Source organism: Acinetobacter sp. WCHAc060033 (genome assembly GCF_004209125.1).
GTDB classification, from domain to species: Bacteria; Pseudomonadota; Gammaproteobacteria; order Pseudomonadales; family Moraxellaceae; genus Acinetobacter; species Acinetobacter wuhouensis.
This window is the reverse complement of sequence record NZ_SGSW01000029.1, coordinates 19790-34991: the sequence shown is the minus strand read 5'-3', so window position 1 is coordinate 34991 and position 15202 is coordinate 19790. Positions and strand designations below refer to the sequence as shown.

The 15202-nt window shown below is 38.3% G+C and carries 11 protein-coding genes; 6 read left to right on the top strand and 5 right to left on the bottom strand.

Going from position 1 to position 15202, the window contains the following annotated elements:
- Positions 1–224: 224 nt before the first annotated feature.
- Positions 225–1226, bottom strand: a complete 1002-nt coding sequence (locus tag EXE10_RS13555; protein WP_130113721.1) for a putative oxygenase MesX — start codon at positions 1224–1226, stop codon at positions 225–227.
- A gap of 221 nt (positions 1227–1447) precedes the next feature.
- Positions 1448–2956 carry a PLP-dependent aminotransferase family protein gene (locus EXE10_RS13550; RefSeq protein WP_111858472.1) on the bottom strand — a complete coding sequence of 503 codons (1509 nt, stop codon included), beginning with the start codon at positions 2954–2956 and terminating at the stop codon, positions 1448–1450.
- Between the two features lie 271 nt (positions 2957–3227).
- On the opposite strand from EXE10_RS13550, the gene EXE10_RS13545 reads away from it, so the two are divergent.
- From EXE10_RS13545 to EXE10_RS13530, 4 genes are all read left to right on the top strand, one after another.
- Positions 3228–3638: a nuclear transport factor 2 family protein gene (locus EXE10_RS13545; RefSeq protein ID WP_068975943.1), complete on the top strand. Its 411-nt coding sequence runs from the start codon at positions 3228–3230 to the stop codon at positions 3636–3638.
- 35 nt (positions 3639–3673) lie between these two features.
- Positions 3674–5089 carry an NAD(P)/FAD-dependent oxidoreductase gene (locus EXE10_RS13540; protein ID WP_068975942.1) on the top strand — a complete coding sequence of 472 codons (1416 nt, stop codon included), beginning with the start codon at positions 3674–3676 and terminating at the stop codon, positions 5087–5089.
- Positions 5090–5171: 82 nt separating this feature from the next.
- The gene (locus EXE10_RS13535; protein ID WP_130113720.1) at positions 5172–6602 is read left to right on the top strand and encodes an amino acid permease; all 1431 of its coding nucleotides are present in this window, start codon (positions 5172–5174) and stop codon (positions 6600–6602) included.
- A 61-nt stretch (positions 6603–6663) separates the two neighbouring features.
- Complete coding sequence (locus EXE10_RS13530) at positions 6664–7581, top strand: EamA family transporter (RefSeq protein ID WP_130113719.1); 918 nt, start codon at positions 6664–6666, stop codon at positions 7579–7581.
- 75 nt (positions 7582–7656) lie between these two features.
- Here EXE10_RS13530 and cueR read toward each other — a convergent pair whose 3' ends face one another.
- Together cueR and EXE10_RS13520 are read right to left on the bottom strand one after the other, a co-directional pair.
- Positions 7657–8061, bottom strand: a complete 405-nt coding sequence (gene cueR, locus EXE10_RS13525) for a Cu(I)-responsive transcriptional regulator (protein WP_068975939.1) — start codon at positions 8059–8061, stop codon at positions 7657–7659.
- Positions 8062–8125: 64 nt separating this feature from the next.
- Positions 8126–10603 (bottom strand): heavy metal translocating P-type ATPase, encoded by a 2478-nt coding sequence (locus tag EXE10_RS13520; protein ID WP_130113718.1) that lies wholly within the window; start codon positions 10601–10603, stop codon positions 8126–8128.
- 145 nt (positions 10604–10748) lie between these two features.
- Between EXE10_RS13520 and EXE10_RS13515 the strand changes: the two genes are divergently transcribed.
- Positions 10749–10949 carry a heavy-metal-associated domain-containing protein gene (locus tag EXE10_RS13515; protein ID WP_130113717.1) on the top strand — a complete coding sequence of 67 codons (201 nt, stop codon included), beginning with the start codon at positions 10749–10751 and terminating at the stop codon, positions 10947–10949.
- Positions 10950–11296: 347 nt separating this feature from the next.
- On the top strand, positions 11297–12772 hold the full coding sequence (locus tag EXE10_RS13510) for a coniferyl aldehyde dehydrogenase (RefSeq protein ID WP_130113716.1): 1476 nt from the start codon (positions 11297–11299) through the stop codon (positions 12770–12772).
- 107 nt (positions 12773–12879) lie between these two features.
- On the opposite strand, the gene EXE10_RS13505 is transcribed toward EXE10_RS13510, so the two are convergent.
- Positions 12880–15078, bottom strand: coding sequence for an OsmC domain/YcaO domain-containing protein (locus EXE10_RS13505; protein ID WP_130113715.1), 2199 nt, complete (start codon positions 15076–15078; stop codon positions 12880–12882).
- Between the last annotated feature and the right edge of the window lie 124 nt (positions 15079–15202).

Sequence of the window (15202 nt, the reverse complement as noted above, 5' to 3'; positions counted from 1 at the left end):
GAACTAAATATTTAAACAACCACGATTATTGAAAATATACCTGTAGTTCCTTCTCTTGCACCATATATGGCTCAGAGATGAGGAGGTAACTCCGCAAGAGGATGAGGGTTCATATAAATCCTCTCCCTAACCCTCTCCTTTTAAAGGAGAGGGAACTTCCAATACAAATCAAAAAGTTGAACTAAATAATATGCAAGAAATCCAATATTAAAATTAAGCTGTGGTTACGCTGCAGCGTTTTCTTGCTGTGCTGTCTTTGCCACAAAGTGAGCAGCCCATTCATTCAGAATGTTTTTATAAGGCTGAATGAAGTTTTCTTCAGTCCATTTGCCCTGTTTTACTGCCAATTGACCACGTTCAACACGGTCATATACAACGCGAGTCAACGAGAAATCTTGATAATTCAAACTCGGTTGATAGACCAAACCTGCGACTGAATTAGTATTGTAAATTTCAGGACGGTAGATTTTCTGGAAACTTTCCATGGTGCTGATCGCACTGATTAATTCAAAATCGGTATAGTCAGTAAGCAAGTTATTTGCAGAATAGAATGCCAACGGTGCAGTTGCATTTTCAGGTTTGAAATAACGAACGCTTAAACCCATTTTTGCAAAATAATCATCAGTACGTGAATATTCATCATTTTTATATTCCACACCAAGTACAGGATGTACATTTGCAGTGCGGTAATATGTTTTAGATGTTGAGACACTTAGGCAAATTACAGGTTGTTTTTTAAACTCAGCTTTAAACACGTCTGAATTCACTAAATGTTGATAAAGTTTACCGTGTAAGTCACCAAAATCTTCTGGTTTTTCATTAGTTTTACAACCTAAGTTAGGTAATAGCACACTAAAGTCATAATCACGGACATAAGAAGAAAAGCTGTTGCCGATCATACCTTCAAAACGTTCATTGGTTTTATGATCGGTAATGGTGCTTTTCAACATTTCAATAAATGGGAAAGTTTGACCATTACCCTCTACGTCTAATTCCGCAGAGATAATATCAATTTCAAGTGAATAACGATCCGCATTTGGATTATCGCAACTCGCCAAAGTATTAAAGCGGTTATTAATCATCGCCAAAGTTCTACGCAAGTTTTCTTCACGATGTTCGCCACGTGCTAAATTGGCAAAATTTGTCGTTAGACGTGTGCTGTCTGCTGGAAGATAGTTTTCATCAAAACGGATACGTTTAAGAGAACATGCAAATTTTTGGCTCATGGGAAATACCACCTAATTTCTAAAATAAATCTAAATTCTTTCAATGCAGATATTTATACTTGAAACCCAACATGAATAAAAATGATTTAATCTAAGGTGAAACTGAGTAAAATTCACTTTGTATAAGTTAATGAGAACTATATAAAAATAAATATTGAAAAAACCTAGAAAATACTCGCGTATAATTAACAATAAGCAATTGAAAATAATACTTATCTTAATTATGTAGATAGCTTTGTAGATTTAAACTTCGCTACACATTGTGCAATACGCTGTATACCCTCTTCAATTTTACTTTGTTCAATAGAACCAACCCCCATTCTTAAATAGCACAAATGATCTATTGTTGAATTGATAAAAAAGGCTTGACCTGTTTCGATAAATACGCCTTGCTCCTTTACCTGTTGAGCCAATGATTGTGTATTGATATTTCGAGTATTGACCCAACAGGATGAGCCACCATTGGCAGAATTTACAATCCACTCTGGGAAATGTTCGTTTAAAGTTTTAATCAAAAGCGATGTGCGCGCTAAATGAGCTTCATGTTGACGGCGTAACATACTGTGGTAATACCCCATCTCAATAAAAAATGCAAAAACACGTTGGGTGAACAGATTTGGATGTCTGAGCATTAATCGTCTTAAAAAACGTAATTCCTTTATCAATTCCGTATTTGCAACGATATAACCTAAACGTAATCCTGGCGCGAGTGGCTTAGATAGACTCCCCACATAAATTACACGACCACAATGATCTAGGCTTTTGAGCGAGGGCAACATATTTTTTTGCACAGAAATTTGTGCATCATATTCATCTTCTATAATAATACTGTCGTATTTTTCAGCCAATTCAAGCAGTTCTGTACGACGTTGTGCTGACATTGAGATTCCAGTTGGACAATGTCGACTGGGGGTAAGATACACATAGTTACATCCTTGGATCTGTTCTGGATGAATTCCGTCTTGATCGATATCTAATGCTCGAATATTACTAGTACGCATCGAAAAAATATTATAAGCATCTGGATAACATGGATTTTCTATACCTACTACAGCATCAGGATGACATAAAAGATCAGCGATCATATACAAAGCATGCTGACTACCAACAGTAAGTAATATTTCATTTTCATCGGCAAATATGCCTCGAGTAGGTAAAATATGCTGTCGTATTGCTTGAATTAAATGCATATCATCGCCCTGTTGTGTTAAATCTTGTGCCCATAATGATGCATTTTTTGTTGCTAAGGCTTTGAGAGAACATTCTCTCCATGCAGCAGCAGGAAAATTTTCTGGATCATGTTGTCCATAGATAAACGGAAATGGATAATTTTCCCAATCCAAAGGCTTAATTAAATTATTTTGTTGGGATAGTTTTTTAGAGAGACGTTTTGACCAATCATATTGTTTATTAGGATTTAGCGCATTGAGTTGCTGAGTTTGATACAGTATATGACAGTCAAAATGTACAAAATGTCCACTACGGTGTCGTGACTCTAAAATATTTTCCGTCACCAATTGTTGAAATGCAATAATCACTGTATTACGTGCAATTCCCAAATGTTCAGCAAAAAAACGGCTCGATGGCACAGGCTCACCTATTTTTAAAAATCCTGTACTAATCGCAGTAAAAATCATACGGCAAACTCTGCCTTGTAAATTTAAGCCAAGGTCTATGGTTTCTTGATATAAACGAGACCAAGTCATCGGTATCATATTGAGATGCGTCATTCTCAAAATCCCCATATTTGAGCACTTATAAGTATATTTCACCTGAATAGTGCAATAATTTATAAAAAAGCCTTAATCAACTAAAATTTAAAAATAAAAAAGAAATATGCATTAAACATGCCAAACACAATAATAAAAATATATAAAAATCAATTAAATGAGACTAAATATCTGGTTCTATTAAAAGTAGGTCACTGGGTCTACGCCTATTTTTAAAGTTTATCTACATTGTAATCACTTCAATATTTCAGCAAAAGACTAAGGGAAACTCATGGAAAATAATCAACGATTGGCATTGCTCAAAAAATTTTCAAAAGCATGGAATGAACATGATGTAGAGACACTTATGGCATGTATGCATGAGGATTGTATTTTTGAAACAGTTGCTGGTGATGATGTTTATGGACAACGTATTTCAGGTTTTACAGCCGTTCGTGAAGCATTTAGTAAAACATTTACCAGCTTTCCTGATGCGCAATGGTTGAATGGGCAACATTGGCTCAGCGCAGATCAGCAACGTGGGATTTCTGAAACAACGTTTGTGGCAACAGCACCAGATGGTGGTTTGATTGAAGCAAATATGGTTGATGTTTTCACATTTAAAGACGATAAAATTTTGATCAAAAATGCCTTTAGAAAAAATCGCCCTGTGCAAAAGAAAAATTTTACAACTAAGGAATGAAGACGATGAATAAAAAATTAATATCACCCTCTTCTATGCAAAACGAAAGTTTTTCACTGCATGGACATGTATTACAGCAACAGCAAATATTGAAAGACTACAATCCAAATTTCGACCCACTTACTGATAAAATCTTAACAGGTAATGAAAACTATGCACCCACTTATTGGGTGGCTACAGCAGGGACTCCTCCTGAAGATGATGGTCCTATTTTAACGGATACTGAGGCGGATATCGTCATCATCGGCGGAGGCTTTACAGGTCTTGCAACGGCGCTTGCCTTAGCAGAAGAACATGGCGCTGCTCCACTGGTACTTGAAGCCAATAGAAGTGCATGGGGCTGTACCAGTCGTAATGGTGGACAAGGTCAGAATGCTTCTGGACGGCTCTATCGTTCACAATGGATTCAGAAGTGGGGGCTTGATACTGCAAAACAATTAGATGCAGAAATTCGAGATGGATTTGAGTATTTTAAAAGCTTAGCCTCAAGTATCGACTGTGATGCTCAAGATAAAGGACATTTATATACAGCACATCGCCGTAAGAAAATTCCATTTTTAGAAAATGAAGCCAAAGTGATGAAAAATGTCTTTGGCTATAACACCCGCATGCTATCACAACAAGCTCTGCAAGAAGAATTTGTGAATGACCAAGAAGCGGTTGGCGCATTATTTGAACCTGAAGGTGTGGGAGTACATCCGCTTAAACTTGCTTTTGGTTATCTTAAACGTGCACGTGCAGCAGGTGCCAAAGTACATACCTCTAGCCCTGTATTGGATTGGGAAACACGCAATGGTGTGCACTATCTGAGAACACCACAAGGCATTGTAAAAGCAAAGCGTGTTGCTGTTGCGACAGGTGGCTACACCCCCAATGGTTTACATCAAAGTTTGACGGGAAAAATTATGCCGATCTTATCCAATTCGATCGTCACTCGTCCATTAACAGCACAGGAACTCAAAGACGCTGGATTACACAGTACAACGTTTATTACAGACACTCGAACCTTACGTCATTATTACCGTTTATTGCCTGATGGTTCTGTGCAATGTGGTAGTCGTAGTGCACTTACAGGTGCAGATGCGCATAATCCGATTCATTTAGAACGTTTAAAAGAAGGACTATATCGTAAGTTTCCAAGTCTACGTGGAATACCTATTGCATATTCATGGTGGGGTTGGGTGGATGTGAGTCATGACATGATGCCTCGCATTGTACAACCAAATCCTGATGAAACAATCTATTACGCCATCGGTTATGGTGGTAATGGCGTGTCATTTTCAGCAATGGCAGGAAAACGTTTAGCAGAGCGTGTCATGGGTATTCAACGTAAGCAATTCGATTTACCAATTTATCGTACTGCACTGCCATCACATCTATTTAGCCCTTTTCGCCGTATGGGGCAAGCTTTGCTCTATCGTTGGTATTACCTACAAGATGAGATTTTGTAAAACAGCACATGAAACATTTTAGGCTTTTATTAACAACTTCTAACTGAATGAATTATCAATACAATTACAGGAGTGGTATAGCATGGATCATTCTGAACATTCACTGAAAAGTGGTTTAAAACCTCGCCATGTACAAATGATGGCATTGGGCGGGGTGATTGGTATGGGGCTATTTGTAGGCAGCTCCGTTGTAATTCAATCTGCTGGTCCAGCAGCTATTTTATCTTTTTTGATTACAGGCATACTCATCATTTTAGTGATGCGAATGTTGGGTGAGTTGGCGACTGCATCCCCTGCAACAGGCTCTTTTTATGCATATGCTCGTTATGCATTTAAAGACTCACCTTTTTTATCACGCTTGGCTGGTTTTATGACAGGTTGGATGTATTGGTACTTTTGGGTCATCGTCATCGCTCTTGAAGCCATTGTGGGTGCAAAGCTCATGGCATATTGGATACCAGATGTACCGAGTTGGATCATTAGTCTAGTTCTTCTTGTGTTATTAACTGCAACAAATTTATTTTCCGTGAAGTCTTTTGGAGAGTTCGAATTTTGGTTTTCATCTATCAAAGTTGCTGCCATCGTGGTGTTTATTTTTCTGTGTGGCTTATATCTCATAGGGTTTTGGCCTGATCACCAAGCCAATGGCTTTGGCGAAATGCTGAGTCATGGTGGCTTTATGCCAAATGGTTGGGGTCCTGTTTTATCAGGTGCAGTTGCCGCAACAGCCTTTTATTTTGGTGCTGAAATTGTCACTATTGCTGCTGCTGAAACACAAGATCCTGAAAAATCGGTAGCAAAAGCAACCCAATCTGTGATTACACGTGTATTAATTTTCTATATTTGCTCCATATTTTTAGTTGTATGTATTGTTCCTTGGAATAGCCCAGATATGGCAACGCCTTATATCAGTGCATTAAAGGTTTTAGATATTCCTTATATTGCTGGCATTATGAATGCTGTGATTTTAGTTGCTGTCTTAAGTTGTTTAAACTCAGGTGTATATGCTGCAAGCCGTATGTTATTTGCATTGACCAAAAATGGAGATGCGCCACGCAGTTTGACCAAGTTATCTAAAAATGGAGTTCCAATTCGTGCCATTTTATTCAGTACATTATTTGGCTATATTTCTATTTTAGCTTCGTATTTTTCACCTGATGGCGTCTTTCCTTTCCTTGTTGAATCCTACGGTACAGTTGCATTATTTGTTTATATTCTGATCGCACTTTCACAGATTCGTCTACGCCGTGATCTTGAACGTACAGCACCTGAACGTTTAAAAATTAAAATGTGGTGCTTTCCTTATCTCAGCTATGTCGCAATCTTGGGCATGATCTGTATTTTAGTCGCAATGGCTTTTATTCCTAACTTACAAAAAGCATTTTGGTTCGGATTAGCTAGTTTAGGTATTTTATTCAATATTTTCCTAATCAAAGATTATATCGAACTCACTCGTTTACGCCGTAAGTATTCAGAAGCCTTTCTCACGACCTCTCCATCAAACAAAGCCTAATCATTCGTTTACATTCTGCGGTCATTTCACCGATGACCGCATACCTCTTAGGAATTTTTCTATGCTATTAAAAGATAAGCTAGCAGCTTTTGCTGTTATTTTTATTTGGGGCATCAATTTCTTTTTTATGAAACTCGGTGTAAATGATCTTAGTCCGATGTTGCTCGGTTTCCTACGTTTTTTGATGGTTATTTTTCCTGCAATTTTATTGGTTAAAATCCCTAAAACCTCTTGGAAATGGTTATTGCTCTACGGCATCGTTAGCAATTTTGCTCAATTTGCATTTATGTTCAGTGCTATCCATACTGGAATGCCCACTTCCTTAGTGGCCTTGGTGGTTCAATCACAAGCGTTTTTTACCGTTGTCATTGCTTTTTTATTTTTAAATGAACAAGTTAAATGGAATCAATGGCTTGCAATCCTAATTGCAGCAATTGGACTATTCATTATCGCTTTTGGGCAGCAGCATACAAATATTCCCCTGATCGGACTGCTCTTAGTATTATGTTCCGCACTGGCTTGGGCTTTTGGTAATATTGTAGTGAAACGGATTGGGAAAATTAATCCCATCGGCTTAGTTGTTTGGGGCAATATTCTCACACCTCTGTGGTTTTTACTTTTAGCAGTTCAGCAACAAGGATGGCATGGTGTACAGCATGATTTGCTCAATATATCTTGGCAAGGCTTAACAGCAGCAGCTTTTTTAGCCTATTTTGCCACGATTATTGGTTATGGTTTATGGGTTTATTTATTGGCTAAATATCCTGTTGCTAAAATTAGTCCCTTGTCTTTGTGGGTTCCTGTAATTAGCTTGATCTTTGCTTATTTATTTTTAGATGAACACTTAAATATATGGCAATGGTTAGGCTCAAGCGTGGTGATGTTTGGATTAATGGTTCATTTATTAGGTTCAAAACTTATTCATTTTAAAGGTAAAAATATGAATGGAAAAAATTCGACTGTATATAAAGTGAATTGAAATCAAAAAATCTGAAGTAAAATGCTTCAGATTTTTTAAATATGTAGAAAAAACATAGGACAAAAATACTCTAGCTTAACTTTTCTCTACACTACCCAACTCAATATTTTTTAAAATCGCACAATCCGCCTGATCATTACCAGAACAACAGTTCGCAGAATGTTGTAGCAAATCAACCATTGCTTGTAATTGTGCAATTTTATCATTCAAGACTTGAATATGCTGTAAGGTCAGTTGTTTTACTTCAGCACTTTGACGTTCGTTATTTTTCCACAAAGACAGCAATTCTTTCATCTGCTCAGAAGAAAAACCTAGATCACGTGCATGACGAATAAAATTTAAAGTTTTTAAATCTTGCTCTGAATAAACTCGATAACCTGAAGTCGCACGTTTTGCAGCATCCAACAAACCGATTTGCTCATAATAGCGAATCATTTTATTGGAAATGCCAGACTGCTTAGACACTTGACCGATATTCATATTCAGCTCCTGATTGATTTCCAAGGTTTAAATCAGATGACTTAAACCCTGAAAATACGAATTTTTATGCGTCAAATTTGATTGCATGAAAATATTTTAAACGTAAAGCATTACCCAAGACAAATACTGAAGATAATGCCATCGCACCTGCGGCAAAGATTGGTGACAGTAAAATACCAAAGCTTGGATATAAAATCCCTGCGGCAATCGGAATCAACGCAATATTATAAATAAATGCCCAAAATAGATTCTGGTGAATATTACGAATCGTCGCTTTACTGAGTGCAATTGCATTCGGAACACCTTGCATATTACCTGACATCAGCACCACTTCAGCAGCTTCCATCGCCACATCGGTACCTGTACCGATGGCAATACCAACATCAGCTTGTGCTAATGCAGGCGCATCATTGATCCCATCACCCACAAATGCCACACGACCATATTTTTGCTGTAGTTGTTTAACCACATCGACTTTACCATCAGGCAGAATTTCAGCTTCGACTTGATCAATCTTTAACTTTTTGGCAATGGCTTGAGCAGTATGACGGTTATCACCTGTGATCATTGCCACTTTTAAACCAAGTTGATGTAGTGCTTCGATCGCAGCATAGGTTGATTCTTTAATCGGGTCAGCGACAGCAACAATAGCCGCAAGCTTTTGCCCAATTGCCACATAAATTGGGGTTTTACCATCATTCCCCAAGCGTGCAGCTTCGGCTTCAAATGCACTGACATTTACACCAATCTCATGCATATAACGGTCAGCACCGATTTGTACCGCTTGCCCTGCAACTTCAGCTTGAATTCCTGAACCTGTTACTGAATCAAAAGCTGTCACAGGCAAGAAACTGATATTTTCCTGTTGTGCTGCCTCTACAATTGCCAATGCAATTGGATGCTCAGACTTAGCTTCAACTGATGCGACAATTTGCAAAACTTGCTCGCGTTCAAAGCCATCCATCACCTGAAAATCAGTTAAAGTTGGTTTACCTTCAGTTAATGTTCCTGTTTTATCCACAGCAACGACTTGTACATCTTGTAAAAGTTGTAATGCTTCGCCTTTACGGAACAGCACGCCCATTTCCGCACCACGACCTGTACCCACCATGATGGAAGTTGGTGTTGCTAAACCCATTGCACACGGACAGGCAATAATCAATACCGCAACTGCATTCACCAAACCAAAGGTCAACGCAGGATCAGGACCAAAAAATAGCCAAACAAAGAACGTTAGCAGAGCCAAGCCCATCACCACAGGAACAAACCACATGGTGACTTTATCCACTACGGCTTGTATCGGTAGTTTTGAACCTTGCGCTTGCTCAACCATACGAATGATTTGTGCTAAAACAGATGATTCACCTATCGCAGTCGCACGGATATTCAATGTGCCATTTTGGTTAATCGTGCCACCAACCACGGATTGACCTACAGCTTTTTCAACAGGAATCGGCTCACCCGTAATCATAGATTCATCAATATAACTATGTCCTTCGACCACTTCACCATCTACAGGCACACGCTCACCTGGGCGAATTTCGACAATACTATCACTTGTCACATCTGAAATTGGGACTTCTAAAATCTGTCCGTTCTGGTGAATACGGGCAGTTTTGGGCTGCATACCGATGAGATGTTGAATGGCTTGGGAAGTACGTCCTTTGGCTTTGGCTTCAAAATAACGTCCAAGCAGAATTAAGCTGATGATAACCGCGGCTGCTTCATAATAAACATGCACCGTACCTTTTGGTAAAACTTGCGGTAAAAAGGTTGCGACTAATGAAAAGCTATAAGCAGCGAACGTCCCTACTGCCACCAACGAGTTCATATCAGGTGCAAAGCGTAATAGTGCAGGAATACCTTTTTGATAAAATCTACGCCCAGGGAAGATCAATACTAAAGTTGTCAGTACAAACTGAATCAACCAACTTTGATATTGCCCAATATTATGCATAACCCACATGTGAAATGCAGGAATCATGTGAGAACCCATTTCCAATATAAAAACAGGTAAAGCCAAAACCAGTGAAATGATTAAGTCACGTTTTAACTCTTGTAATTCATTGGCTTTTTTATCTTGTTGTTCCGTTTTATTACTGGGAACAAGTTTGGCATCATAACCTGCTTTTTGAACCGCTTGAATTAAGCGTTCACTACTGACATTAGCATCTGCTTGAATCCATGCTTGCTCAGTCGCCAAGTTGACATTGGCTTGTTGTACACCTTCAACTTTTTTCAGTGCTTTTTCAACACGTGCTACACACGATGCACACGTCATTCCTTCAATCGTCAGTTCAATGACGGGGCTTGCAGCTACATCATAACCTGCACGTTCAACAGCTTTAATCAGATCTTCACGATTTAAGGGTTTTGATGAGCTGATCACTGCTTTTTCAGTTGCAAGATTCACATTTGCAGTTTCTACACCCTCAACTTTTTTCAAAGCTTTTTCAACACGCCCAACACATGAAGCACATGTCATCCCCTCAATCGACAATGTTTCCTGATATTGTGATGCTGTAGTCTGTTGCGAGCTCATATTCGACCTCCCATTTAAAATTCTGTTTTAAGCATACAGATTGACATCATGGTAAGGTCAAGCGATTTTTTAAATAGATTTTAAGTCTTGACCTTACCACCATGTTAAGGTTTAGACTTGCTCTAAACGATACTTCTCTTGGAGAATGAAAATGAAATTATTGATCGAAAATATGACCTGTGGCGGTTGTGCACGTGGTGTAACTGCAACCATTCAAGATGTAGATGCCAATGCTAAAGTTGAAGTAGATTTGGCAAGCAAAATTGTCACTGTAGATACCACTGCAAGTACTGATCAAATTACTGTAGCTTTAGCAGAAGATGGTTTCCCTGCAAAAGTTCAGTAATTCATAATCAATACATTTTGAATCAAAAATGCAAAAAGCCAAATGTTAATTTCATTTGGCTTTTTAGATTGAGATATAGACAAAATATTCTCTTGCTCATCCCGTTGGCTCTAATTTGTACTCACTTAAATACTTTTAATATCCCGCCAGAATGATCGCATCCGTTTATATTTCTATCTCCAATACATCTTAATTTTGATGCGGTGACTGTAGAACGCAAAACCTATCTAGTTTTATATTAGAACGTTAGCGTCCTATTTCGATATATTTGCTTCCTCTACCGCTAAAGTATTAGTATCAATGAAGAGCAAACTCAACTTAGAAAACAAACAAAGGGATTAAGCAGAATGGGACTTCCTCTACAAAACCATGGGAATGGTCAAGAAAATAGCATCTCATCCAATCACTTACAACAGATATTTAATCAGCAACGCATTGCATTTGATGCATTTCCCTACCCAGATGCAAGCTACCGTCAAAATAAGTTAAAGCAACTGAAGCAACAAATTATCCGTTATCAAGATGTTATTGCGACAGCGATTAATCAAGATTTTGGGATGCGTTCTGTCGATGAGTCAAAGATTACTGATCTTATGGGCTCACTCTTAGAAACATCGCATGCAATCAGCCATGTCAAACGTTGGATGAAACCAAGTAAGCGCCATACTGAATTATTGTTTATGACCAATAGTCTACAAGTTCAGTATCAACCCAAAGGGATTGTTGGCGTGATTGTGCCATGGAACTTCCCTGTTTATTTGGCGCTAGGGCCTCTAGCCGCTGCATTGGCTGCGGGTAATCGTGTGATGATGAAGCTTTCTGAATTTACACCAAAAACCAATGCTGTTGTTCGTAAGATGCTCGCTGAAATTTTTGATGAAAATGAAGTGGCTGTATTTGGCGAAGAAATTAGCAATCCATCGGAATTCACCTCTTTACCGTTTAACCATATTATCTTTACAGGGTCGCCCGCTGTCGGACATATTGTGATGCGTACAGCATCTGAAAATCTTACACCTGTGACTTTAGAATTAGGTGGAAAATCTCCTGCACTTGTTACGCAAAATTATCCAATCGCTGAAGCCGCCAAACGTATTATTCACGGTAAAACGACCAATGCAGGACAAATTTGTGTATCACCTGACTATGCTTTAGTACCGAAACAAAACGTCGATGAATTTGTTAATGCGTGTAAAGCCAATTTTCAGGCAATGTTTGGTGATAATATTCAGGAAAATACCGACTATACATCAATCATCAATGAACGCCATTTTCAAAGGATTCAATCTATTCTGGCTGATGCCAAAGACAAAGGTGCTCAAATTATTAGCTGTGCAGAATATGATTCAACTCAAACTGGACGTAGAGTTCCTGTTCAAATGGTACTGAATTGCACCGCAGATATGCGAATCTTACAAGAAGAGCTGTTTGGTCCAGTCTTACCAATTATTGCCTATGATTCTCTGGATGATGCGATTCAATATATCAAAGCGCATGAAAGACCTTTAGCACTGTACTGTTTTAGCCATGATTCAAGCGAATTAGATTTTATTTTAAAAAATACCCATTCAGGCGGTGTAACGGTGAATGATTGGGGGTGGCATGTGGTGAATCATGATGCGCCGTTTGGTGGCATTGGAAATTCAGGTATGGGAACTTATCATGGCGTTGAGGGTTTTAGAGAACTTTCACATGCGAAAACAGTACTCAAACGTCATCGTTTCTTCCCTACGCAATTGTTCTATCCGCCGTATGGCACTTGGATTCAAAAATTGATGATTGGTTATTTTCTAAAAAAAGGCGATCCGAATTTAAAAGAATGACATGATCTTGGAAACGGTACGGTATTAAAATAAAGAAACCTAATCAATTGATTAGGTTTCTTTATTTCTAAGATGAGCATTTGAATGAACAATACTCATTCAAAATCTTAGCCAGCTAAACCTACAGCTTTAGCTCTCGCATGATGCAATTTCTTATAGCTATCAATTAAACGTAAATGACGGTCTAAACCTTCAAGCTTCATACTGGTTTCAGTCAAACCGTAGAAACGAATGCTACCTTCCAATGAACCAATCACAGCATCCATTCGTTCATCACCGAACATACGACGGAAATTGGTTTCATAATCATCCAAATCCATATCATCATCAAGTTCAACTTCAAGCATGACATTCATACATTGATAGAACAAACCACGTTCAACCGTATTGGTATTGTATTGCAAGAATTGCTCAACCAAATCTTTGGCTTCTTCAAATTGCTGTAATGCAATGTAAATCAACAATTTCAATTCAAGAATAGTCAATTGTCCCCAAACGGTATTGTCATCAAATTCAATCCCAATCAAGGTCACGATATCGGTGTAATCATCGACTTCGACTTCTTCCAGACGTTCGACCAATGCCTCTAATTGTTCATCATTCAAACGATGTATATTTAAAATATCTTCGCGGAATAACAAAGCTTTATTGGTATTGTCCCAAATCAAATCTTCAACCAAATAAATTTCAGAATAATCAGGCACAATGATACGACAAGCAGTTGCACCTAAATGCTGATACACCGCCATATACACTTCTTTGCCCATTTCTTCCAAAATGCCGAATAGCGTCGCAGCTTCTGCTTCATTATCGCCATTGCCAGTGAAATCCCATTCCACAAATTCATAATCAGATTTTGAGCTAAAGAAACGCCAAGACACTACACCGCTTGAATCAATAAAATGTTCTACATAGTTATTTGGTTCAGTCACAGCATTTGAGCTAAATGTCGGTTTTGGTAAATCATTCAAACCTTCAAAACTACGACCTTGTAACAACTCAGTTAAACTACGTTCAAGTGCAACTTCCAGTTTTGGATGCGCACCAAAAGATGCAAATACACCACCTGTACGTGGATTCATGAGTGTTACACACATCACAGGGAATTCACCGCCCAATGATGCATCTTTAACCAATACAGGGAAACCTTGCTCTTCTAAGCCTTTAATGCCTTCGACAATTTTTGGATATTTTGCCAGTACATGCTCAGGTACGTCAGGTAGCGCAATTTCACCTTCTAAAATTTCACGTTTTACAGCACGTTCAAAAATTTCAGATAAACATTGTACTTGGGCTTCTGCCAAAGTATTGCCTGCACTCATACCATTAGAAAGATATAAATTTTCAATCAGGTTTGAAGGGAAATACACCGTTTCACCATCAGATTGACGGACAAATGGTAATGAGCAAATACCACGTTCAGTATTGCCTGAGTTGGTATCGTATAAATGCGTACCAAGTAACTCATTGTCAGGGTTATAAATTTCTAAAGTATATTCATCTAAAATTTCTTTCGGTAAAGCCCCTTTTTTACCTGGCTTAAACCACTTTTCATCGGGATAATGCACAAATTCAGCATTGGCAATGTCTTCACCCCAAAACTGATCGTTATAGAAGAAATTACAGTTTAAACGCTCAATGAACTCACCCAGGGCTGAAGCCAAAGCACTTTCTTTAGTTGAGCCTTTACCATTGGTAAAACACATCGGCGATTGTGCATCACGAATATGTAAAGACCAAACATTCGGCACGATATTACGCCATGACGCAATTTCAATCTTCATACCCAAACCTGCCAAGATCCCAGACATATTGGCAATGGTTTCTTCTAAAGGCAGATCTTTACCTGGAATATAAGTCGTATTTTCTTTAGCTAAATCAGGCATGAGCAAAGCTTGTGCATCAGCATCAATGCTTTCGACTTCTTCGATGACAAATTCAGGTTGATTTTGAATGACTTTTTTAACCGTGCAACGGTCAATTGAACGCAAAATGCCTTGGCGATCTTTATCCGAAATATCAGACGGTAATTCAACTTGAATTTTAAAAATTTGTTTGTAGCGGTTTTCAGGATCAACAATATTATTTTGTGATAAACGGATATTATCTGTCGGAATATCACGTGCAGCACAATACACTTTGACAAAGTACGCAGCGCATAGAGCTGAAGATGCAAGAAAATAGTCAAATGGACCAGGTGCAGAACCATCGCCTTTATAACGAATCGGTTGATCGGCGATGACGGTAAAATCATCGAACTTGGCTTCTTGACGAAGATTGTCGAGATAATTAACCTTGATTTCCATGTGGGCACCTAAAAATTGCTATGTGTGGTCATGGACACATAAAATTTAAATATAAAACTGAAATACTAAACTAAGTCGAATCACAGAGAAGAATTGACTTAAAAAAGAGACTAGCATCAACTGA

Excerpts from the sequence above, each read along its gene's own strand:
- EXE10_RS13555 (WP_130113721.1), bottom strand. The coding sequence starts at position 1,226 with ATGAGCCAAAAATTTGCATGTTCTCTTAAACGTATCCGTTTTGATGAA.
- EXE10_RS13550 (WP_111858472.1), bottom strand. The coding sequence starts at position 2,956 with ATGACGCATCTCAATATGATACCGATGACTTGGTCTCGTTTATATCAA.
- EXE10_RS13545 (WP_068975943.1), top strand. The coding sequence starts at position 3,228 with ATGGAAAATAATCAACGATTGGCATTGCTCAAAAAATTTTCAAAAGCA.
- EXE10_RS13540 (WP_068975942.1), top strand. The coding sequence starts at position 3,674 with ATGCAAAACGAAAGTTTTTCACTGCATGGACATGTATTACAGCAACAG.
- EXE10_RS13535 (WP_130113720.1), top strand. The coding sequence starts at position 5,172 with ATGGATCATTCTGAACATTCACTGAAAAGTGGTTTAAAACCTCGCCAT.
- EXE10_RS13530 (WP_130113719.1), top strand. The coding sequence starts at position 6,664 with ATGCTATTAAAAGATAAGCTAGCAGCTTTTGCTGTTATTTTTATTTGG.
- cueR (WP_068975939.1), bottom strand. The coding sequence starts at position 8,061 with ATGAATATCGGTCAAGTGTCTAAGCAGTCTGGCATTTCCAATAAAATG.
- EXE10_RS13520 (WP_130113718.1), bottom strand. The coding sequence starts at position 10,603 with ATGAGCTCGCAACAGACTACAGCATCACAATATCAGGAAACATTGTCG.
- EXE10_RS13515 (WP_130113717.1), top strand. The coding sequence starts at position 10,749 with ATGAAAATGAAATTATTGATCGAAAATATGACCTGTGGCGGTTGTGCA.
- EXE10_RS13510 (WP_130113716.1), top strand. The coding sequence starts at position 11,297 with ATGGGACTTCCTCTACAAAACCATGGGAATGGTCAAGAAAATAGCATC.
- EXE10_RS13505 (WP_130113715.1), bottom strand. The coding sequence starts at position 15,078 with ATGGAAATCAAGGTTAATTATCTCGACAATCTTCGTCAAGAAGCCAAG.